The sequence below is a fragment of the Methanococcus voltae genome (assembly GCF_024807655.1).
In the GTDB taxonomy this organism is placed as follows: Archaea; AGJL01; Methanococci; order Methanococcales; family Methanococcaceae; genus Methanococcus; species Methanococcus voltae_D.
In genome coordinates, this window is record NZ_JANUCR010000001.1 from 54,393 (window position 1) to 78,116 (window position 23,724).

19 protein-coding genes are annotated in these 23,724 nt (G+C 28.3%); 6 read left to right on the top strand and 13 right to left on the bottom strand.

The annotated features are described in order from the left end of the window. Positions 1-120: 120 nt before the first annotated feature. Positions 121-471: a helix-turn-helix domain-containing protein gene (locus J3E06_RS00240; RefSeq protein WP_048187146.1), complete on the bottom strand. Its 351-nt coding sequence runs from the start codon at positions 469-471 to the stop codon at positions 121-123. Positions 472-1,776: 1,305 nt separating this feature from the next. Here J3E06_RS00240 and J3E06_RS00245 point away from each other — a divergent pair. Continuing rightward, positions 1,777-2,046, top strand: coding sequence for a winged helix-turn-helix domain-containing protein (locus J3E06_RS00245; protein ID WP_013180305.1), 270 nt, complete (start codon positions 1,777-1,779; stop codon positions 2,044-2,046). A 222-nt stretch (positions 2,047-2,268) separates the two neighbouring features. On the opposite strand, the gene atwA is transcribed toward J3E06_RS00245, so the two are convergent. The 5 genes from atwA to J3E06_RS00270 form a co-directional block, all read right to left on the bottom strand. Beyond that, entirely contained in the window at positions 2,269-3,876 is a 1,608-nt protein-coding gene (atwA, locus tag J3E06_RS00250; RefSeq protein ID WP_013180306.1) for a methyl coenzyme M reductase system, component A2, read from the bottom strand. Between the two features lie 353 nt (positions 3,877-4,229). Beyond that, the gene (locus J3E06_RS00255) at positions 4,230-4,700 is read right to left on the bottom strand and encodes a DUF134 domain-containing protein (RefSeq protein ID WP_083807435.1); all 471 of its coding nucleotides are present in this window, start codon (positions 4,698-4,700) and stop codon (positions 4,230-4,232) included. A gap of 535 nt (positions 4,701-5,235) precedes the next feature. Continuing rightward, a complete protein-coding gene (locus J3E06_RS00260) occupies positions 5,236-5,571 on the bottom strand; it encodes an MJ1244 family protein (RefSeq protein WP_013180308.1) in 336 nt (111 codons plus the stop codon). A gap of 324 nt (positions 5,572-5,895) precedes the next feature. Continuing rightward, positions 5,896-6,717, bottom strand: a complete 822-nt coding sequence (locus tag J3E06_RS00265) for an aspartate dehydrogenase (RefSeq protein ID WP_013180309.1) — start codon at positions 6,715-6,717, stop codon at positions 5,896-5,898. Positions 6,718-7,006: 289 nt separating this feature from the next. After that, positions 7,007-7,261, bottom strand: a complete 255-nt coding sequence (locus tag J3E06_RS00270; RefSeq protein WP_013180310.1) for a PRC-barrel domain-containing protein — start codon at positions 7,259-7,261, stop codon at positions 7,007-7,009. 397 nt (positions 7,262-7,658) lie between these two features. Here J3E06_RS00270 and J3E06_RS00275 point away from each other — a divergent pair, with 397 nt between their 5' ends. Further along, the gene (locus J3E06_RS00275; RefSeq protein ID WP_013180311.1) at positions 7,659-7,865 is read left to right on the top strand and encodes a hypothetical protein; all 207 of its coding nucleotides are present in this window, start codon (positions 7,659-7,661) and stop codon (positions 7,863-7,865) included. A gap of 448 nt (positions 7,866-8,313) precedes the next feature. On the opposite strand, the gene J3E06_RS00280 is transcribed toward J3E06_RS00275, so the two are convergent. The 5 genes from J3E06_RS00280 to J3E06_RS00300 all read right to left on the bottom strand — a co-directional run bounded on the left by J3E06_RS00280 (position 8,314) and on the right by J3E06_RS00300 (position 17,081). Next, positions 8,314-9,552 (bottom strand): CBS domain-containing protein, encoded by a 1,239-nt coding sequence (locus tag J3E06_RS00280; RefSeq protein ID WP_013180312.1) that lies wholly within the window; start codon positions 9,550-9,552, stop codon positions 8,314-8,316. A gap of 337 nt (positions 9,553-9,889) precedes the next feature. Next, positions 9,890-12,613 (bottom strand): valine--tRNA ligase, encoded by a 2,724-nt coding sequence (locus J3E06_RS00285; protein WP_013180313.1) that lies wholly within the window; start codon positions 12,611-12,613, stop codon positions 9,890-9,892. Between the two features lie 301 nt (positions 12,614-12,914). Beyond that, the gene (locus J3E06_RS00290) at positions 12,915-14,027 is read right to left on the bottom strand and encodes a DegT/DnrJ/EryC1/StrS family aminotransferase (protein WP_013180314.1); all 1,113 of its coding nucleotides are present in this window, start codon (positions 14,025-14,027) and stop codon (positions 12,915-12,917) included. 271 nt (positions 14,028-14,298) lie between these two features. After that, a complete protein-coding gene (sucC, locus tag J3E06_RS00295; protein WP_013180315.1) occupies positions 14,299-15,390 on the bottom strand; it encodes an ADP-forming succinate--CoA ligase subunit beta in 1,092 nt (363 codons plus the stop codon). Positions 15,391-15,587: 197 nt separating this feature from the next. Continuing rightward, positions 15,588-17,081, bottom strand: coding sequence for a DHH family phosphoesterase (locus tag J3E06_RS00300; RefSeq protein WP_013180316.1), 1,494 nt, complete (start codon positions 17,079-17,081; stop codon positions 15,588-15,590). Positions 17,082-17,326: 245 nt separating this feature from the next. Between J3E06_RS00300 and frhD the strand changes: the two genes are divergently transcribed. Then, positions 17,327-17,806, top strand: a complete 480-nt coding sequence (gene frhD, locus J3E06_RS00305) for a coenzyme F420-reducing hydrogenase, FrhD protein (RefSeq protein WP_013180317.1) — start codon at positions 17,327-17,329, stop codon at positions 17,804-17,806. 95 nt (positions 17,807-17,901) lie between these two features. Then, on the top strand, positions 17,902-18,303 hold the full coding sequence (locus J3E06_RS00310; RefSeq protein WP_013180318.1) for a DUF126 domain-containing protein: 402 nt from the start codon (positions 17,902-17,904) through the stop codon (positions 18,301-18,303). 102 nt (positions 18,304-18,405) lie between these two features. On the opposite strand, the gene J3E06_RS00315 is transcribed toward J3E06_RS00310, so the two are convergent. Further along, positions 18,406-18,888 (bottom strand): hypothetical protein, encoded by a 483-nt coding sequence (locus tag J3E06_RS00315; RefSeq protein WP_013180319.1) that lies wholly within the window; start codon positions 18,886-18,888, stop codon positions 18,406-18,408. A 191-nt stretch (positions 18,889-19,079) separates the two neighbouring features. Further along, the gene (aroC, locus tag J3E06_RS00320; RefSeq protein ID WP_048187149.1) at positions 19,080-20,234 is read right to left on the bottom strand and encodes a chorismate synthase; all 1,155 of its coding nucleotides are present in this window, start codon (positions 20,232-20,234) and stop codon (positions 19,080-19,082) included. 286 nt (positions 20,235-20,520) lie between these two features. Here aroC and J3E06_RS00325 point away from each other — a divergent pair, with 286 nt between their 5' ends. Both J3E06_RS00325 and aroD read left to right on the top strand, forming a co-directional pair. Next, entirely contained in the window at positions 20,521-22,890 is a 2,370-nt protein-coding gene (locus J3E06_RS00325) for a DEAD/DEAH box helicase (RefSeq protein WP_048187497.1), read from the top strand. Between the two features lie 22 nt (positions 22,891-22,912). After that, the gene (aroD, locus tag J3E06_RS00330; protein WP_013180322.1) at positions 22,913-23,653 is read left to right on the top strand and encodes a type I 3-dehydroquinate dehydratase; all 741 of its coding nucleotides are present in this window, start codon (positions 22,913-22,915) and stop codon (positions 23,651-23,653) included. Positions 23,654-23,724: the final 71 nt, after the last annotated feature.

Below are 23,724 nucleotides of genomic sequence, written 5' to 3' on the forward strand. Positions count from 1 at the left end.
CTATTTCAAATCTAATGCTTTTTAAAGCCACACGTATATGCTTGAATGCCACAATATAATTATTTATTTAACTAATTTCTATTTCAAATTAGATAGCTAACTATCTAAATAAATAGCAAATTAATTTTTACCATCGATATTAATCTCAATATTTATTGGTCCATTTGTTGTAGCTGGCTTACCATCGATTCTTTCATCGATATCAACCAAGTCGTTTAACCGTTCTTGAACTTTTTCAGAAATTTTTTGAATAATTGCGGAAGGTTCAACTGCTGAGTAAATGTATGGTTTTTTGCCTAAACCTTCTTTTTTCATTTTTTCTCTATTTACATATCCTAAATTATACATCTCGAGAATTGATTCTCTTACAGTTGAGGGGTATATGCCAGTACCATTTGCGATTTCTTCCACAGTACTTTTCTCAAATTTTCTAAGGAATATGTATATCTTAGCCCTTACCTCACTTGCCATTAAGTTAGAGATGTTTTGAACTAAAATTCTATCTACATTTTCAATGATTTTTTGAGTAATATTGTCACCACGTTTATTTAGTTAACTATTGTAAAGATTTAATATGTACATTATTATTAAATAGTTATTTCAATTTAAGGGGTTATTTTTTATTTAACTAATTTAAGACTTTTATCAACTATAAAATATAATAGACAATTGTCGATATATAATATTTCGATATTCGAGTCCCAATTTATTAAACAAAATAATAATAACCTATAATTTTATATATAGTTTTTGGTTATTTAAATTATAGCTCATTCTTATAGTAATAATTATTAGCCTTATTATATAAAATATTATCAAATATTATCATAAAATATTTAATACACTAAATAGTAATATAAAAAAATAGTCTTATAAGATATTTTGAAAATGCAATAAGATAACTTTTAACAGGCGTTATTACTATTCGATAAATAATACACACGTTATCGTAATATACAATTATAGAATATATAGTTATCGTACATATGCCATTTATTAGCTATCTATATTATAATTATAATTATTATTATTATTATTATTATTATTATTATCCAAACTTAATTCACATTATTATAACAGTTAACAAATTAAGTAAGTTAAATCAGATTGATTAATAAATTAATAACTTATAATAAAAAGATTCTTAAAACCTTATTTAAAATAAAAAATCATAATATATGAAAAAATGAAACTTATACCCTATAAACTCCATACTAATCCATATATTAGGTTTGGATGAGATAAATACACTAAACAATGTAATTATAAAACTTATGACAATAACTTAATGACATAATGTAAATTCTTAAGTATGTCAGCTTCCGAAGAAATACCTCATAATTACAATATGGGCATATATGTTAAAGTGTAGTGTCCTCAATATTAAATATAAAATTATTATGTTCTTCGATTTATTAAGATTTTAAACATTCTATAACCTTAATAGAATGAATAATTATTTTTAAATATAAGACTAAATGTTTATCCATAACATATTTATTCGTCATATCTCTTGACAAATAATAGGGCAATAATGGGAATAATATCCCATTTTTGATTTAGCTCATCTCATATATATTACTTTCCATTTTTGGAATACCTTTCAAAGTTAAATAATAACCAAGTTGTTAAAAAAGTGGATTATTTCAAAACCATATGTAAATTTTTAAATATAAAGACCATCTAAATATTACTAAATAAATTATAATAATAGCAAATATATAAAAATACATTACAAATGTAGTTATTAGAAATAATACGAATATGGGATAAATTATGAAAATCATTAAAGCATTAAATAAAAGCAAAGCTATCGAAATATTACAATATCTTATGAATGAAGATAAGTCATACTTTAGTGAAATCGTAGTTATAACTCATTCTAATAGTTCTACCACCTATCGAGCACTTGAATGTTTAAACGAAGCAGGTTTGGTTTCAAGATATGAAGAAGGAGAAAAAAGAAACGACAAAGTATACTATAACATTACGAATAAGGGCATTAAAGTAATGGATTTAGTTAAAAAAATAGATGATATAGAATAGACCAACCACTATACTATATACATTATTTTAATCTATAGTACACTAAAGAATTTAAATATTGATATATAATATCGACATATAACGTTCATAAGTATATTTTATTACGAATAAAAATTAAAATATAACTCTTTTTAATTAATTACTATCCAAAATATCTTTTTTAAATAATAAGTATGTATTAAAAGGATATAATATAAAAAAATTAAAAATAGTAATTTAAAATTATTCGTTTAACATTTCACTCTTTTCTTCAGATGACAATATATCTACAATTTCTGAAGGTTTTCCGATTTTTATTAATTTACCGCCCCTTACAAGACCTGCCCTATCGCATACGTTTAATACAAAGTCCATATCGTGCGATACGATAATATATGTTTGGTCAAGTTCTTTTCTTGAGTACTGAATTGATTCTGCAACCATATTTCTTGTAATTGGGTCCATTGTACCGGTTGGTTCATCTAAAAGTACTAAGTGAGGCTCTCTGATTAAAACCTGAGCTAAAGCAACCCTGTGCTTTTCACCGACACTTAACTCTTTAGGGTACTTGTCCAACATTCCAGTAGCTTCTTCTTCGGTGAAACCTACAGATATTAAAGTATGCTCTGCTTTCATTTTTGCGAACTCAGCAGGCATTTCAAGACCGATTGATTCAGTTAAGTTATAAAGTATAGTTCTGTGAGGGTATAAACTGTATTCTTGGAATAAAATACCTATGTATCTTCTTGCTCTTCCCCTGTTAGCAGGTCCTGCTTTTGTCATATCCACAAGTTGTTCACCCAATCTAAATGTATAATTACCTTTAGAAGGTGGCAAAATACCTGCAATTATTTTTGACAAAGTTGTCTTACCTGCACCACTTAAACCAACAAGTCCGAATATTTCTTTTTCGTTGATTGAAAGGTCAACACCATTTACAGCTTTTACGATACCTCTTTCAACTGATACATATCTTTTTTCAACGTCTTTCAAGTTAATAAGTTCATCTTTTATTTCCACGTCATCGAACTTTTTCATGGAAGTAATGGTTTTCATAAACTCATCTACTACCTTTTTACTTTCGTCAAACATCTTAACTTTACCATTTTCAAGCCAAATTGTAGACTGTGAAAGCTCTTCGATAACTTCAGGCCAGTGTGATGTGATAACCATTGCAATATTATGCTTAACAACTGTTTCAGCTAATGCTGTGTGTACCAACTGTGCTGTTTTAGGGTCTAATGTACCTGTTGGTTCGTCTGCTAAAAATATAACTGGGTCTTTAGCGATTTGTCTTGCTAAAACTACCCTTTGCTTTTCCCCACCACTCAAGTCTCTGGAAATGTGGGTAATTCTATGCTCCAATTTTACCATTTTAATTAATTCGAGTGCTTTATCACTTGCTTCCTTTCCTTCTACACCTGCATTTCTTAAAGCTTCCAAAATGTTTTCTGCTACAGTTCTCTCACCATAAAGTGCGAAAGTCCTTTGCAACATAATTGCAATTTTCTTCTTTAAGTTGTAGGTCATTTCGTCGTTTTCCCAGAAATCAACTGCTTTTTCTTTAAATTCTCCAACCTGCTCTTCATTACACTGGCATGGTTGACCTGCTTTTGATGGAACTTCAACTTTACCACATTTATTACATACTGCAACGTGGTAGATTACACTACCTTCAGTAGGTTCATAACCTTCCATACCTCTTAACATGTGTAATAAAACAGATTTTCCGGAACCACTCCTTCCCAAAACACCTAAAACTTGCCCTTCATCGAGGGTAAAATTGATATTTTTTAAAACGGTATGGTCTCCAAATTTTTTAGTAACGTTTTTTACTTCTATTAAACGCATAAAATCACCTTAAAATTAATATAAACATAAAATTACGAATTAAATAACTATATTACATAAAGAATTATCGTATTCATAATATAATCCACGTGATAAACCCATAACATATATAATTAATATTTAACATAGTATATGAATTTTACCCATAAGTGCACATATTATAAATCCATAAAATTATTTAAGTGTTTTCATTTAAAACATGGTAAAATTACATAACATACAATATTTTAACTTATATTATATTTATTTTTAGTTATATTAATCTTGTATGAAATATAAAAGATTTATGTTAATTTATGTTAGATATAAAGATATAAAACATTTTAAATTTTATAAAAGCCCAGATTTACAAGTTAAACGCCTTTTCGTTCCTTCCAATTGCAATGTCTTACTCTATAATTACATCTGCCCCCACCACAAACATCTCCGCAATTTCTTAATTTGTAGTGTCCTCCACCTATTTGGAGTACTTTACCATTTATTAAAGCATCTGAAACTTTTTGTCGTGCAGATTTTAAAATATTCCAAAAAACACGCCTCGAAATACCCATAGAATTTGCTGCATCTTCGTGAGAATAACCGATATAATCAACAAGTCTTAAACTCTCTAATTCTTCCACAGTTAATTGTAAAGGCTCTAATTCATATCTTGGCTGACCAACTGGTTTAAAATACTCCACTTTTGGCTCTTCACTTATCAACCTTGGTATTTTAGGCCTACCTTTCCTTTCATCATTTTTTGAGCCAGATTTGTTGTTTTTAACATCTTCAGCACCATCGATATTTTCTTTCGAAATATCTTGATTATTTTTATTTTCTTCCATAATATCATCAAAAGTATGTTTAATTATATTAATTATATTAATCATGTTAAGTATGTTAAGTATGTTAAGTATGTTAATTATATCTAATTAGTTTCAATCATTTCAATCATTTCAATTATGTTTAACCATATTATATTATTCATTTTGTGGCCATTATATCAAATCTTCATTAATCATCGTCAAATGAATAATATTCTCAAATTTTATAAGGTTAATAAATTTGGAAGATTTAATAATATAATACCTCGTAAAATACATAAATTTACAAATATACACACTATTATATTGTACTATTAGTTTATTAATCTAATTGTTATTAGTACTATTTTTAATATCCTAAAATAGAGAATAGAATTAAAAAAGAAAAATTGATTTAAATGAATAATAAAATTTAAGATAAAATACAGTAATATTGTAATATAACAATATAATTTAACAAATTTTATTCCAAATAGCACATTTACTAAATAAATTTATTATATGGACTGAAATAATAAAATAAAAAAACAATGAAGATAGAATACGTATTATACCATTAATCATTTTCAGGGTTATTAATTGTCATACCTAAAACAGGCATCATAATCATTGTGTATTTTTCATCTTCGAGTCTTTCGTGTATCTTTTCTTTAAGAGAAGGTACTACGTCCATATTTACAACAGTATTTATCAATAAAGTGTTTTGAGACAACTGTTTTACAAAATTAATTGCAAGTTCTGGCTCTTCAGAAAGTAAAAACCCTTGCCAATCATAAGGTGATAGTCCAGCATATTCTTTAATATAAAATCCTGAGACTCCGCCTTCAGAAAGTGCATTTATTGCTTTTCCAATATTTTTAGATTCGATGAATAGTTTTATCAACAATTTCATAGTTTCCCCCGTTATGAAATTATTATTCATATTGATATATTTAAATACTTTATTATACCTCCATCTAAGTTATCCATATTTATTTTTAGATATAATTTAGTATATTATAATATATTCACTTAAGTAATTTATAGCTTTTTATATATTTTTAATTTGTCCCCCATTAATTATAAAATAAGTTATAATTTTTGCATAATTTAGGAACTAATAGTCTTAAAATATGGCAGTTAAAAAGTATAATTAATTGATAAAAAAATAAAATTTAAAAATAAAATTTAAAAATAAAAGATAAATAATAAAAGATAAATAATAAAATGATATGAGTTAAGTTCCTATTCTCAAAGGTTCTGATAAGTCTTTTATTAACCTAATAACTGAATAAGCTGCCAAAGCCGAAGTTTTAGGATTATCTTTACAAGGATTATTTTCAACACAGGTTTTTATAGTACCTATTGAACCCTTAACCAATATTTCGTGTCTATTTGTATTTAAGGACGGGTCTGCAACTATTTTAACATTTGCTGGCACTTTTGAAGCTAAAGATAATACCACAGATACATTTATGTTTTGCGGAAACTTTGAAATCGCTTCGAAAACTGTTCCATCAAATACGACAGTCGGCTCTCCCTTTTCTTGAATCTCTGATATTTGTTCTTCCGTCATCCCGTTTTTCAAAAGTGCATTTGCTAAACCAAATACTGGTTTTGTAGTTGTTAATTGAACTGATTTAATATGTCCCAAAGAACCTGCTTTTATTGCATCAATACCTGCAATAGCTCCTGACGGAACATATACTTTTTTGTTGTTTTTTTCCGCTAAATCGTGTAATTTGATAAATAAATCCTTATCTACCAACGCCCCTACACTCATTATTATAACATCCTTACTTGAAGTTAGTGATTTCGTAGCTACGTCATTTACTGCATTTACAGAAGCACATTCTACAACTAAATCAATATCTGAATTTAAGAAATCTTCCAAAGTCTCGTAAGATTTTGAATTAGTTTTTTTTGCAATTTCTGACGATTTTTCATAATTCGTATCATACAAACTTATAACTTCGGCTTTTTTAACTCGCTCGGTTTCTAACGCTTTGCATATTAATGATGCGATTGCTCCGCATCCCACGATACCTATCTTTAACATTCTAATCACTACGCTTATAAATAATTTTTAAGATTAATTTTTAAGATTAACTTTTAAGATTAACTTTTAAGATTAATTTGATAGTTTTAATAGTTTTTTATATATTATAACTTCATAGTATATAAAAATAAATATGGTATGATTAAACATTTTAAGTACAATTCTCTTTAAAAATAAAAAATAGGATAAAATAGAATAAAAATAAAGTAATTAAATGAAATAATTAAATGAAATAATTAAATGAAATAATTAAATGAAATAAATTATTTAACAATAAAATAAGATATAATTAAAATTTAGATGTTATTGGCGGTTTGATTAAGATAATATTACCTATAGCGGTTATTAACTGGAATGGTAAAACTACTTTTTTTGATGGGTCGTCTATTGTTTCCTTTAAACAGCCGTTTGCAACGTCTGCAATAACAATACCCCCCACTGTTGACTTGTCGGTATCAAGCATTGCGTCGAATACTTTACCAACATAAATAGCTTCAGTTGTGTAGATTTTTTTGTTTAATAAATCACTTATTTTAATCGCCATAAGTATGCCTCCCAAATTCACTAACTGATTATATAAATAATATTTTAATATAAATACTTATAGTTATGAACGTATAATTTTATTAGGTTAAAAAGATATAAACATTATATTGATAATCTGTAACATTAACATATATTGGTATATTTATTATGTGATTATATTTAATAAGTTTGATTAATATATTTATAATATATAGTATTAATTTTAAAATATATTAATTTAAATACCTTGTACCCCATATAGTCGATAAATTATAATTGCATCATAATATACTAATAATATACTATATTGTGTAAATTATATAAATTAACGCTATTTAAATTTAATATGTGCAATAGCCGAAATAACTTTAATATATGTTAACCAAATAATGGCAAAATAGTACTAAGGGGAAAATATGGCAATTAGACGTTTCGTAAAGTTATATTTTAAAAAAGATGAAGATATATGGATAGAAGTTATGAATGCCGAAGAAACCGTTGAAGTTCTTGAAAAAATAAAAAAATCGGTAATGATTGATGGTTATATGTTAATTGGTTGGGAAGAATGGTATAATGAAGATTTATCTTTTAATTCCAAAACCGAATATCGAATTACTGACTAAATATGACTTGAAAATTAAAAATAAAAAATTAAAAATAAAAAATAAATATTTTTTTAAACAATTTTAAAAGTAATTTAAAAAGAAAAATATATTAAGTTTATTCAAACATATGATTTATTTTAATTATTCCGTATATATTAATATGTATATATCCCTATTATTTCAAAATTAAGCTTTATCTATTGCTGTCCTAAAAAATAATACAATAATAGTTATACTACTATTATACTTTATACCATCAATTAATTATTAAAATATTGATTTTGATAACTTAAATATATTTGGGGGAATGGGGGGAATCTTTAAATTATCTAATATAGTTTACTATTTTTAATATCCTAATTATTGAATAAATTTAAATATTTATGATATTGATATTGATATTTTTATTATTTGACCTAAGATATAATTTAAATTTAAAATTTAAAATAAAAGAATGATGAATGAATTATTTGATTATATCATTTTCGAGTTCTTCAAGTTCTGCAAGAATTTCTTTTTTATTATGATTTAAATTTTTAGACCTACCTTTTTGTCTATTCATTTCTATTTGCTTTTTAACAGATTCTAAGGCATCCTTCAAAACTTCTATGAAATCCCATCTTTGTTTTTCTGCAATTAATTCAATATCTTCTCCATCGAATTCATACCGTTTAGTAGATGATAATTTAGGTTTTGACTCACCTACGAATAATTTTCGAGGAGTTTTCACATATACTTTAACGTTATATAGAGGACTACCTCCCTTATCTCGTTCTTTCTTAATGGATATTTTCATCCATTGCAACTGTCTGGAATATTTCACAATCTTATTAACTTCTGAACTTAAAATTCTCTCTGCAAGCTCTCGTTGTTCCTCTTCGAGTTCACCCCTAATTTCTACCTCAATCATTGATTCTGCTTTGAGGTCGTATATGTATTTCAGTATATCATATCGAGTAATAATTCCTCTTAATGTACCATTCTTGTAGACTGGCATTCCTCTAATATCATTTTCTTTTAATACTCTCGCAACCTCAGGTATTGAGTCCGTTAATTCCACATTAACCATTGGATAACTCATTATTGAAGAAACTGGTTGTGACATTCTTGATATTTTTTCGCCTTTAATATCACCAATCGTCATTTTAATTTTTGGTTTGTATATTCTTTTAATTATGTCGTCTTCTGTGATGATGCCCTCAGGCTCACCTTCTTCATCCAATACTATTAATCTACCTATTCCATATTTAGACATTAAATTCTTTGCCTTGCCTACATTTTCATCTTTATCTATTGTAATGGGGTTTTTGGTCATTAGCATATCTACTGAGACGTCTTTCAAAAGTTCCGAAGTTGAAACGGCTTCTATGATGTCATAATCAGTTATTATTCCAGAAAGATTGTTCTTACTGTTATATACTGGAGCCACTCTTTGACCACTATTTACAATGTCAAAGCACGCATCTATGACAGTTGCATCTTCAAGAACTCCATATGGTTTGTACATCAAATCGCCGATTGGTTGACTTACAGAATTTGAAAGCAACAAATCGTGAATATTTACAAGGTATATTATACCCTCCTTTTCCACGAGTAAATTGTGGAACCTATTAGTTTCCATCATACTAATTGCTTTAGAAACTGTGGTTTCCGGCGTTACTATAACGACGTCTTTTGTAGAAATATCTTTAACGAGCTTGCTCATCAAATTTCACCCCGCCTAAATCCATGGTATATATTTTGTTTTTTCACTATTATATCTTTTGGGATAGTGCCCTTTGTCATAAATTGTATATATGATGAACGACATAATAATTAGTTTGAATAAAAGGTCATTTTGTATATAAATTTTAAATAGTAAAGTTTCCACAAAAAGACAAATTATATAGTACCTATAGCAAAAATTAATAACAAATTAACAGTATTAAGTTAAATATATAGATATTTATATTCTTTAATATTATAAAAAAATTAAAAAAGAAAAAGAAAAATAATATAAAAATAATATAAAAATAAAAAATTGATATGTAAAATTAAATAATCTATTGGATTATTGCAATTGTATCCACTGCTCCGTCGATACTTACTGTTTCTACCTCTTCACCGTCTGCATACATTGCTCTTTTAACATCTTTAACGTGTTCTTTTGTAAGCAAACCAAATTCAGACTCAAAACCTTCGTTAAGTATTTTTTCAATGGTTTCAGCATCTGCATTTTTAATAAAGTTCATTACTTTTCCCGCATTTTGCTTATGCTCTGGACCAATTTTTGACTTGTTTGGTGTTATTTCAGATATTTTTTGCTCTAACGATGGTTTACCCATTGTTATTACCAAATCATTAATTTTTAACGAACCGGCAATATCTGATTTGGTAGCAGTTAAAGCATTAAACTCTTTTTCTTCAGCATAAACTTCTACTTTTGGCAATTCTGCGTTTAATGGCATACCTTTATTTGATTTATATCTTCTCAATGAAGCTACGGCATTTTTAACCATTTCTCCCATTTCTTCGTTTTCTTCACTAATGTAAGATTCATCTAATGTTGCCCAGATAAAGTGCAAATCATCGATTTCATAGATTTCCCCGACCATATCTGCAAAGTGTGGCGTAAATGGAGCTAACATTTTTGTACATTCAGTAATAACCTTGTAAAGTGTGTATTGTGCCATAAATTTTTCACAGGCTGCTTCTTCAGTCTCTTCCTTATTGTAAAGTCTGTGTTTTACTAATTCGATGTAATTATCACAGAATTCGTGCCATAAGAATTTTTGAATATCTGCGACACAGTTAAATTTATAGCCTTCGAGGTCTTCACTTACTTCTTTTACCAATCTGTTTAATTTACTTAAAATCCAAAGGTCCACAGGATTTTTAATTTCTATATTTTCATTTTTGGCAATTTTTGATTTAATTTCTGCAATTACATCATCGCCAATATTCATTTTTGCGAATTTACTTGCATTCCATACTTTTCTCAAAAATCTATTTCCATATTCAACTTCTTTCCAAGCAAAAGGAACGTCTTTTCCCAATATACTGTTTGAAGCCCATAACCTAAGAGAATCAGCACCGTACTTTGTTGTAATTTCAGAAGGTGCTACAACATTTCCCCTACTTTTACTCATTTTAAAACCATCTTCACCGAAAACCATACCATTTACAGCTATTTCGTCCCAAGGTTTTTGATTTGTTAAGGCTAATGACCTTATAATGGTATAAAATGCCCACGTTCTAATAATATCGTGTCCTTGTGGTCTCAATTGTACAGGGTAATGTTTTTTAAAGAATTCTTCATCTTCTAACCATCCTGCAATTACCAAAGGTGTTATTGATGAATCCATCCAGGTATCTAAAACATCGGTTTCAGCCCTTAGGTTTTTACTTCCACATTTACAAGTGTATGGTGATTCTTTTGTAGGGTCAATTGGTAAATCTTCTTCTTTTGCGAAAATGATTTCACCACAGTCTTTACAATACCATACGGGGATAGGGGTTGCAAATAATCTCTGTCTACTGATACACCAGTCCCAACCCATATCTTCAATCCATTTTAAAAGCCTTGCTTTCATATGCTCTGGAATCCATTTAATCTCATTTGTTGCTTTTTGTGCTTCTTCGAGCATTTTAGTAACATTTACAAACCATTGGTCTCCGACAATGATTTCGATAGGGGTTTTACATCTCCAGCAAGAGCCTACATTTTGCTCTAAAGGTTCCTGTTTTATCATAAAGTTATTTGCTTTTAAATCTTCGATTATCTCTTTTCTTGCTTCTTCAGATTTTAAACCTTGGTATTTTCCTGCAATCTCGGTTAATTGTCCTTTTTCGTCAATTGCTTTTTTAACTTCTAATTTATGTCTATTTACCCAATTAACGTCTGTTTTATCCCCGAAAGTACAAACCATTACAACACCAGTACCGAAATCTTTTTCTACATCTTCGTCTGGGTGTACCACTACTTCTTGGTCGAATAATGGAACTCTTACGGTTTTTCCTATTACGTCGCTGTATCTTTCATCTTCAGGGTGTACTACGATTCCTACACAAGCGGCCATTAATTCGGGTCTTGATGTAGCTATTTCTAAGTATTTTCCTTCTTTTTCATTTTCACTGTCTTTTATTGCGTTTATTGCGTTTATTGCTTTTGTGGTATTTGATGCATACGGGAATTTTATATAATTCAATTTTGAGGTTCTTTCTTGATATTCAACTTCTGCGAATGCGATAGCTGTTTCACATCTTGGACACCAGTTTACAGGGTGCTTTCCCCTATAGATAAGCCCTTTTTCCTGCATTCTTAAAAAGGCGGTTTGTGATTTCTTAACATATTCGGGGGTCATTGTGATGTATTCTCTGTCCCAGTCTGTTGAAATACCTAATGAACGTACTTGTTCCCTCATTTTTTCAACATTTTCCTCAGTTAATTCAACGCACATTTTTCTAAATTCCTGTCTATCGACACAAGATTTTGTGATATTGTGGGTTTCTTCAACCTTTACCTCTGTTGGTAAGCCGTGGCAGTCCCAACCTTGCGGAAACATAACGTCATAACCAGTCATTCTTTTAAATCTTGCTATAATATCCATATATGTCCAATTTAAAGCGTGTCCCAAGTGCATTTTTCCTGTTGGGTATGGTGGGGGCGTATCAATTATATAAGGTGGTCTTTTTTCGTCTTCCATAAATTTATATAATTTTTCGCTTTCCCATTTTTCTTGAATTTTTTGTTCTACATCCATAGAATATTCTTCTTTAATTTCCATATTAGCCCTCAAAATATTAATTTTTGATAATTTAAACATTATTATGTATAAATATAAGGTATCTATTATAATGTATCTATTGTAAGATATAATTTAGTTGTATTTTTAATAATTACTATTTATATTATATAAAGATTAATAAAATCTACGAAATTTAATGAATAAGAGAGATAATATAATATATAAATAGTAAATAAAAATAATAAAAAATACCATTAAAAATAATGTTTAATTTTAAAATAATAATAAAAATAGATATTAAATATTATATATTAAATATAAGTATTTAAATAGTTAATAATTAAATATTTTTAAAAACATTTGCAATATAATCAATATCTTCCTTTGAAACAGATGGATGAACTGGTAAACTTAATATACGTTCTGATACGTGTTGTGATATCTTGCATTCTTCTTTATAGCCCATTTTTTCATATAAAGGCTGATAATTAACTGGAATTGGGTAATGTATACCTGTTCCGATACCTTTTTCAGCAAGGTATCCCTGTAATTCGTCCCTATTTAATTTAAATTCGTCTTCAACTTGAATACAGTACTGATGGTAAACGTGCTTTACGTTTTTATCTTCATATGGCGTAATAATCCCATTTATACCTTTAAGTCCATTGTTTAACAATTTAGCGTTTTCTATTCTTTTAGTTGTCCAATTATCTAAATTTTTAAGCTGAGCTCTACCAATTGCAGCAGATATGCTTGTCATTCTAAAATTATATCCTAATTCAGTGTGCAAGTATTTTTCAGATTGTCCGTGATTTCTTATGAGTTTAGCCCTATTGCATAGTTCTTCATTGTTTGTTAATACCATACCACCCTCGCCAGTAGTCATATTCTTTGTGGGGTAAAAACTGAACGTTGAAAAGTCTCCAAAGCCACCTATTCGTTTTTTATTGTATTCTGCACCGTGTGCTTGTGCTGCATCTTCAATTAAATAAATATTGTGGTCTTCTGCAATTTCTTTAAGTGCTTTTACGTTTGCAGGTTGCCCAAATAAGTGAACGGCAATTATTGCTTTCGTATTTGGCGTTATTTTTTCCATTACTTTTTCAGGGTCAATGTTGTAGGTTTTTTCGTCGATGTCTGCGAAAACAGGCTTTGAACCTTGGTATAATATAGCATTGCTGGAAGCAATAAATGTGAAAGGCGTTGTAATTACTTCATCGCCGTATGTTAACTTTAATGCTTTTAAAGCAAGGTCTAAAGCTACAGTACCATTTGTAACGCCTAAACCATATTTTGTTTGGTGGTAATTAGCGAATTCTTTTTCAAATTCCTGAACTTCTGCACCATAAGCTAACATTCCACTTTTTAAAACTTTTATAACTGATTCTATTTCTTCATCGCCGATTAATGGCTTAGCAATTGATATATTTCTTTTTTCAGTTTGTTTTGACAAAATACCGCCTCAATAATGGTATTATATTTGATATCGTACTTATGTATGATTAATCATAATTTATTAACTTTATTAATTGTATTAACTTTATTAACTTTATTAATTTATTAATTTATTAATTTATTAAAGTAAATTAAATTTAAAATATATTTGTGGTTTAAGAATATAAAATTAATTATTTGTTTCATGTATCATTAAAAAAAAGAAAAATATACCTTAAAAAATGATAGTTTAAAAATATTTAAAATAAAATATTATTATTCAAATTTAATTAATTAGATTGAATAATTTCCATTAACTTTTTAGCAGCGTTATCCATTGTAGTTTCAAAAGAAATACCATTTTCATTTAATATTCTCCTACCTTCGTCTTCATTTGTACCCATTAATCTAACGGCAAATTTAACATTTGGATAATCCTTGTAAACTTCCACAATACCTTTTGAAACTTCATCACATCGGGTAATACCGCCCAAAATGTTTATAAATACTCCTTTAACGCCATCTTTTGATAAAGCTTTTCTTAATGCCTTTTGAACAGTTTCACTGTTTGAACCGCCACCCACATCTAAAAAGCAAGATGGTTCACCGCCTGAATTTTTAACAATGTCCATTGACGCTAATGTTAAACCTGCACCGTTCCCTATTACTGCAATGTCCCCATCTAAATCAACGTATGCAAATTCTGATTTGTCTTGTTTACTGAACTCTTCAAATTGTTTATAATCGTGTTTATAGTACGCATCGTCGTCTAAATTAAATACTGCATCTGCTGCAATTACATTTGCTTCTTTTGTAATTACCAGAGGATTTATTTCAATTAAAGAACCATCCATATCTTCAAATGCTTTATAAAGTTTTGAGATAATTGTGGCAATTTTTGAGATTTCAGGTGAGGGAATTCCCGCTTTTATTAACATATTTCTTGCCATATAAGGTTGGAATTCTTTATCAAAGTCTACATAGTATTTTATTATCTTTTCAGGCGTTTTTTCAGCCACTTGTTCGATATCGACACCGCCTTCAGTTGAAAACATTACAACAGCTTGTTTATTGTTCCTATCGATTACAATACCCACATAATACTCTTTTTCAATGTTTATCATATCTTCAAGAAGTACTTTTTCTACTTTTTCGCCTTTAATTTCCTTATTCAACAATTCTTCGATTTTTTCGTTTGCTTCTTGAGTGTTATTTGCAAATAAAATTCCTCCCGCTTTTCCCCTGCCACCTACAAGTACCTGTGCTTTAACAACTACAGGTTTATCGATATTTTCCACTTTTTTGTCGGTTATTTCGCTTTCAGGAACTGGAATTCCGTATGATTTAAATATTGCCTTTGCTTCATATTCGTGTAATTTCATAAATTCACCAATTGATTTAAATTTTAAATAAATTAAAAATGATTTGAAATGATTTGAAATGATTTAAATAGATATTTAACTTTTTTGTATATATAGATTACATAATTTAATTACATAATTTAATTACTTACAATATATTCAGTATTTCATTTAAAAATCACATTTGTTAATACTATACGTTTAATTAACTTCAGTAATTAATTTTGTTTTTTCAGTTGATTTCCAATTAAATCATTAACTTCGTTTAAAAAATTTGCCATTTCAGTCTTTTTAATTGCTGCACCTGACGCTACGTTATGACCTCCACCATCTCCGCCATATTTTTTAGCTAATCCCATAGCTTCGGATAAATTTAACCCATTTTCAACTAATTCCCTGTTTCCACGGGAGGATACTTTATAAATTTCATTTTCTTCATTAAAACCAAGTACTGGTTTATCGGACACCATTAAAGATGCAATTATCCCTGTTTTACCCTTATTACCAATAAAATACCTTAAATTTTCCATTTCTTTAAGTTCTATACTTTTTAAATCGTTTATAACTTCAATTTTGTACTCCTTAAATAATTCTTTTCCCTTCTCGATTGCTTTTTTATCCCCTAATAAAATGCTCAAACCGAGGGCTGTTTCTTCTTTTCTACCACAAGCATTTAAAATTTCAGACAAATAATATGCATCGTTCATATTTATATTTTTAAAAGCGCCTAATTCTGCACTTTCGGTATTTATTAATATTCTATCAATAATTAACTCTTTTAATTTGTTTTCATTTATTTTTTGGATTATATCCGAATTTTTACACTCTAAAGGTAATCTATTTAAAAAATGTTTGTTTAATTCATTTATTAAATTCTCTTTTTCGGTTATAGTAAGTGATTTACAATTAGGGTTAATTTCTGCGTTATTCAATATCTCTGCTATTTCTCCGTTGCTTAAATTTAAATAAGGCTGTGTAGAGTAATAAATTGATTTATTAACTTCTATATTGAAGCAATTGAAAATTAAATCTCTCATTATTTTTATATGTCGATTTTGCCTTGCTTCGTTAAGTATAAACTTATTTAAGCCCATAAATGGCTTATGTTGCATATCCCCAATAGCTCCAATTAATGCAATTGGTGCTAAATCACAAAATCCATAAGCTCTTGCTAAAAAATAGCAAGTTCCACTACCAGATAGTTCTCTTGAGCCATCTATGCCTGCCAATAGTGGATTTAATTGCAATATCTGATTACTACTATTATTATTATTATTACTATTATCTTTTTTATTACTAATATTTTTTTCATTATTATTAGTTTTATCGTTTTTTTCATTATTTATTACATATTCTTTTATTTTAACAGGGTGGTGGTCTAAAATAATAGCATTTAACTTTGCGTTAATTATTTTATCGATTTGACCACTTCCCATATCTGAAAAAATAAACAATTGGTCATTTTTACAGGTTGCTTCCTTTTTAAATTCTTCGATTTTTTCATCGTTTAAATTTTCTATAATTGTTATATGAAACTGCTTATTAATCCGCATTAATGTGTTTATTAGTATTGCTCCCGAAGTAAGCCCGTCAGGGTCGTGATGCGTGATTAATCGTATTATTCCTTGATAATTATCAATTTTTGACTTTATTAAATTTATTGTATTATTAAAATTTTCTAAATCATTTTTGTTCTTAATTGGTATGTCCATAAATTCACCGACTTGAATAAGTTATATTTTGAAAAATAATGTTGAAATAGGAACAATTATTTATGTCCTTGTTAATATTATGTATGAATTAAGTATAATTTGAGTATAATTTAAGTAGTATTATTGATATTGTTTATTAAATTATTAATTACTATTTATAGTATATTATTTCATATATTTATTAAATTTATTATATGTTAAGTTAAATTATAAAAAAGTTGAAACTAAATTAATTATGTGATATTATGATACCAGATTCCTTAAAATTTAAAAAACTTGTCATTGGTTGCGGTAATTTAATATTTGCCGATGATGGCTTTGGATACGAAGTAATAAGCAAACTTGAAAAAATGGAATTGCCTAAAGATGTAGGATTAATAGATGCAGGAACTGGAGCTCCGTACTATTTAATGTCAATAATGGACAAAGATTGCCCAGTTGAAAAAATAATTATTGTAGATGTTATAGATTTCAAATTAGAACCCGGGACACTGCAAAAAATGGGGATAGATAAATTAAAGAAAATTGACAAATATAATTTTGATGCTCACGATATGCCTTTATCAAACTACTTAATAAAAGCCGAAGAATCAGGTGTCGAAGTAATAATTATTGGCTGTCAAGCTAAAAGAATTACTATGCCGGATATAGAAGTTGGTTTAACCGAAGAAGTTAAAAATTCACTCGACGATGCTGTTAATATGGTATTAGAAGAGATAAAATAATAATAAAAATAATAATAGTGATAATAGTGATAATAACAATAATACTAACAGTATAAATTTATTCACTAATTTATTTACTAATTTATTTACTAAGTATGGGTGATAATTTGGAAGAATTAAAAGGTAGAATTATTTCAAAAGGATATACAGAAGGAGAAATTATTATATCCAATAGTCCGATTTCTTTTTTAGGAGGAGTTAGTGAAGAAGGGGTTATTACGGATAAAGAGAATGAATTATACGGCGAAAGCATAGCAAATAAAATATTCGTGTTCCCCACTGGAAAAGGCAGTACTGTGGGCTCCTATGTAATATATGGACTTGCAAAAAAAGGACTATTAAAAGGTATTGTAAATCAGGATTGTGAGCCTATTGTAGCCACAGGCGCTATTTTAGGCAAGATACCACTCGTTGACCATATTGACATTTCCAAATTGAAAAATGGCGACAAAATCGTGGTTGATGGAAATAATGGGATGGTTAAAATTGAAAATTAATAGATTAAAAAATAAAATATTAAAAAAATAAAATATACTTAAAATGATATATTACATAATTAAATTAATTTTTTATTAGGTTTTTAGTTTATTTTTAGTATATTAATCTTTTTTATCATTTAATATATCTATATTTTCGTTGTTTTCATTTTCTTTAGGCATTATAGCTTCGTTGGTAATTTCTTCGTCTGCAGTTTCTTCAATATTTTGTATATTAATATTAGATACGTTATGGTCATTATTTTCAGTAATTTTAGTACTTTCTTCGCCAATAATTTCAGTATCAACCTCATCCCTAAATAAATCATCCTCTTTTTCTTCTATTTGCATTAATTCAAGATTTTTAAGATGTTCAACCATTTTACAACGTTCTGAAAGTTTATTGGAGATATATGCCCAAAGTATAAAGATTATAAAAATTGCACCGAGCCATGCGTAAATTCCTAAATTATTGGTTAATAAATAAGCCATTATTAGTATTAAAATGCCCAATATTACCCGTAAAACCCTAATTCTAACTATAGAATCTTTTTCTTTAATAATACTATGTTGAATATCCTCTAATTTTTTTGACGAATAACTCATTATACCACCCCTCATTTCAAAATAAATTATGTACATCATAGTATTTATATACTATAATTTATCGATACAATTGTCAATATATAAAATAAATATAATTGATAATAAAAATGTAAAAATGTAAAATAATAAAAATATAAGTTTAGATTAATTTAAAATTATTTAAAATTATTTAAACGTAATTTAAACGTAATTTAAAGTTTATTAGCTTCTTTCAGTAAATCTACAAGTACTATTGATACCATACTCTCTAAAACCGGTATTACACGAGGAACAATTATCGGGTCGTGTCTACCTTCGATTATAAGCTTCGTATTTGTTTTTTTCTTTAAATTTACTGTGTTTTGCTCTTTAAATATTGAAGGTGTTGGTTTTATTGCCACTTTAATGATTATAGGCGTTCCAGTACTAATTCCTGCAATAATACCACCACAATTATTTGAATTATAGGTTAATTCATTCGTATTATAACAGTATTCGTCATTGTTCTCGCTACCGTACAACTCAGCTACGTCAAAACCCTTTCCAATTTCAACACCCTTAACTGCATTAATGGACATAAGTGCTTCTGAAATTCTCGCATTTAACTTATTAAATAAAGGTTCACCGATTCCTTGGGGCACATTTAAAATTATGAGTTCCACAATACCTCCAACACTGTCATTGTTTTTCATTGCATCTAAAACGTACTTTTCCATATCCGAATAGTTATTTGATAGTGTTCTAAGTGAATTATTATCTAAATCGTTTAAAATTTTGTTTAACTGTTTTTCATCATTTAATTTTTTGGCAAATTCTGAATTTGAATAATAGCTTACATCACCCTCAATTTTTCCGATTTTTATAGCGTGTCCAAAAATTTTGATTTTGGTATTTTTATCGTTTATATTATCTTTTATATTATCATTCATAGTCCCGTTTAAAATCTTTTTTGCCACCGCACCGCCGATAACGTGCCCGATTGTAGTTCTACCGCTTGTACGACCACCACCCCGGTAATCATAATTTCCATACTTTAAAATATAATTCAAATCCGCATGTCCAGGTCTTGGAGTATCTTTTAAAGCCGAATAATCCTTTGACTTTTGATTGGTGTTGTAAACTAAGGCCGATATGGGTGTTCCCGTTGTTTTACCCTCAAAAACGCCTGAAAGTATTTCAACTTTATCCTCTTCTTTACGAGGGGTTGAAAAAATACTGTATCCCGGTCTACGCCTATTCAATTCTTTTTGTATATCGGCTTCTGAAAGCTCTAAATTTGGAGGACATCCATCAATTACTGCACCTAAAGCTTTTCCGTGGCTTTCGCCCCATACTGTAATTCTAAATAAATTCCCGTAAGTATTCATAATTTCACCCATAATTGTAATTATTATTTAAGATTGTTTATTAAGTTTTGATTATTTTAAGTTTTGTTTAATTATATATGCGTAATTCATTGTTAAATAAAATAAATTACATATATAAATATATTTAATAATGAAAATATAAAGTATACATATATTAATTTAATCAATATTATTATCAGGTGTTATTTTGAAAAATTTAAAGGATTCAAAAGAAGAATTACCTAATTTTATCAACAACCATCCGTTTATCAAGAAAAATAAGATTCAAGCTCGTATTTATCAGCAGATGATTGTAGCAAATGCTTTAAAAACCAATACGCTTTGTGTTTTGGGTACGGGATTGGGAAAAACTGCAATCGCGACATTGACTATTGCCGGTATTTTGCATAAAAAAGGAGGTAAAGCTCTTATTATTGCCCCATCTCGTCCACTTGTTGAGCAACATTTTGAAAGTCTTAAAAAATTCCTAAACGTGCCTGAAGACGAGATATTAATATTAAATGGTAAAGTTCAACCATTAAAACGTCAAGAATTATGGGAAAATGGACGTATATTTATTTCTACGCCCCAAGTAGTAGAAAATGACATAATTGCAACCCGTTTAAATCCCAATGATTTTTCAATACTCGTGGCCGATGAAGCACACCACAGTACGGGCAATCACTCCTATACGTTTGTAGGCAATGTTTTTAGAGAAAAAACCCACGTATTGGGATTAACTGCGTCCCCTGGTTCAAATATTGAAAGAATTCTCGAAGTTTGTGAGAATTTAGGTATTGAACACGTTGAAATACGTACTGAGGACGATTTAGATGTTAAACAGTACATTGCAAAAGCTAAATTAAAACCTAAGCGTGTAGACCTTCCTGATGAATATACGGAAGCTTTAAAATTATTAAAAAAGTCATTAAACGAACGATTAAAAGTACTTAAAGAAAATAACGTAATTTATACAATAAACGTTAATAAAACAGATTTACTAATATTAAATAAAAAAATAATGATGATGGACGATAAAAATAAATTTCAATTATTAAAAATAAACTCTGAAGCCATAAAAATAGATTATTTAATTGAAACACTTGAAACGCAAGGTAAAGATGCGTTTTTGAACTATTATGACAAATTAGCATCTCAAAATACGAAATCTGCAAAAGAGATATATCGAGATAAAGATATAAAAAAGATAGTAAACTCCATCAATGAGACTGATATCGAACATCCTAAGTTAGATACACTTTTAGATGTAGTTTCTGAAGCAGTTGCACAGAAAGAGAAAGTTATAGTCTTTGCACAATATCGAGACACTGTTTCGAAAATTGTTGAAAGTCTAAAAGAGCAAGACATTGAAGCTTTGATGTTTGTAGGTCAAAGCAATAAAGATGGAAAAGGAATGTCTCAGAAAGAACAATCAAAAGCTATTGCTAAATTTAAGAGTGATATAGATGTCTTAGTTTCTACGAGCGTATCTGAAGAAGGTATGGATATTTCTGCGGTTAATTATGTTGTATTTTACGAACCAGTCCCTTCCGAAATTCGATTTATTCAGCGTCGAGGTAGGGTTATGAGGGGAGAAGGTGGTGAAGTAATAATTCTTATTGCAAAGGGGACACGAGACGAGGGTTATTATAGAGCCGCTATTGCCAAAGAGAAGAGTATGAAAAATATCCTCAAGGATATGCAAAAAACACTTAATGAAAAGTTATGTGAGATTAAAAAGCTTAAAAACGACCAATTAAGTGAAATTGGTCAGTGTAAAATTGATAGTCTTGATAATTTTGAAAAAATTAAAGAATATAAAGAAAATGAGAATATTGAAAAAACGGTCATTATTGACGAAAAAGAGGAATCTAAACCTAAATATCTTGATTTAATGAACGTTGTAGAATCTAAAAATAAAAAGAATGAAAAAAATAAAATTAAAAATAATAACGAAAATAAAAATAATAAAGATAAATATGATGTTGAGGAAGAAAAAAATATAATAAAATTGGACAAATTATCAAATAATAATCCCAAAATGGCCACTATAATCGTAGATACTCGAGAAAGGGGTGTGGGAAGATATTTCTTAGATAAGGCAAATGTAGAATTTAAAACTCTTGAAATAGGCGATTATATATTAAGTGATAGAGTTGCAATTGAGAGAAAAACGGCAGACGACTTTGAAAGCTCCATAATTGATAAAAGATTGTTTAAACAGCTTGGAGACTTAAAAAAGTATGAAAAACCTTTATTAATTATAGAAGGGGACGAATTTTATAGATTAAATAAAAATGCGATTACAGGGATGATACTTTCAATTATGGTAGATTATGGGATACCCATAGTATTTACTAAAAATGTTCAGGAAACTGTTGATATACTTGTTAGAATAGCCGAAAGAGAGCAATTAAAAGAAAAAAGACCTATAGCAATTAGATACGGTAAAAGACCGATGTCAACTAAAGAACGCCAGAAATTCCTTGTAGAAGGGCTTCCTGACGTTGGTCCGGTGATGGCTGAAAATCTATTGATGAAATTTGACACTGTAGAAGACGTATTTACGGCTTCGGAGCGGGAATTAATGACTGTTGAGGGAGTTGGGGAGATTACTGCCAAAAGCATTAGAAAGGTAATCACCAATAAATTTAATAAACCAGAATATTCCAAATAAGTTATTCAAAAATAGGTGGATTATGGAATTAAAAAACAACACATCGTTTAAAATATGCACTGCAATTATAGAAGAAACTGTCGATAACTCGTTAAAATTCGTAAAAAACGTAAATAATAAAGTATATTCTAAAAATGTACCCGATATGTACGAGTTTAGATTAGATTATTTAGATAAAAGCGAATTGGATATTAAAAATATTGAAAAAATATTGAAAAATGAAAGTAATAAAATAATTACAGTTCGATGGGAGTGGGAAGGTGGAAAGTGGAATAATGAAAAAGAAAGTATTGTGAGTATTTTAGATATATTAAAGCGTGCAATAGAGCTTAATGTAGAATATATAGATATAGAGTATAACAATTTAGAAAATGTGAAAGAAGAAATTAAACAATATCGAGATTCCTTAAATTCTACAACAAAAATAATAGTTTCTTACCACGATTTTAATAAAACTGATGATTTTTCGGTGTTAAAAAAAGAAATTATTGATAAAGAATTTGTACACGCAGATATAGCAAAAATAGCAACTTCAGTATGTCAAAATATAGACAATTGCACTATTTTGAAAGCTTGTAGTGAATACGAATCTAAAATAATTGCAATAGGTATGGGCGAACTTGGTAAAATTACACGAGTTTATGGGACTCAATTCGGTTCAATGTTTACATTTTGCACCGTTTCAAAAGAAAAAGCTTCAGCACCTGGTCAAATTCATATTGACGATTTAATTGAAATTTGGAATAAATTATATTTAGAATAAATTATATTTGAATATAGTTTATTTAAATATAGTTTATTTAATTAGATTATATACAAAAATTATACATCTAA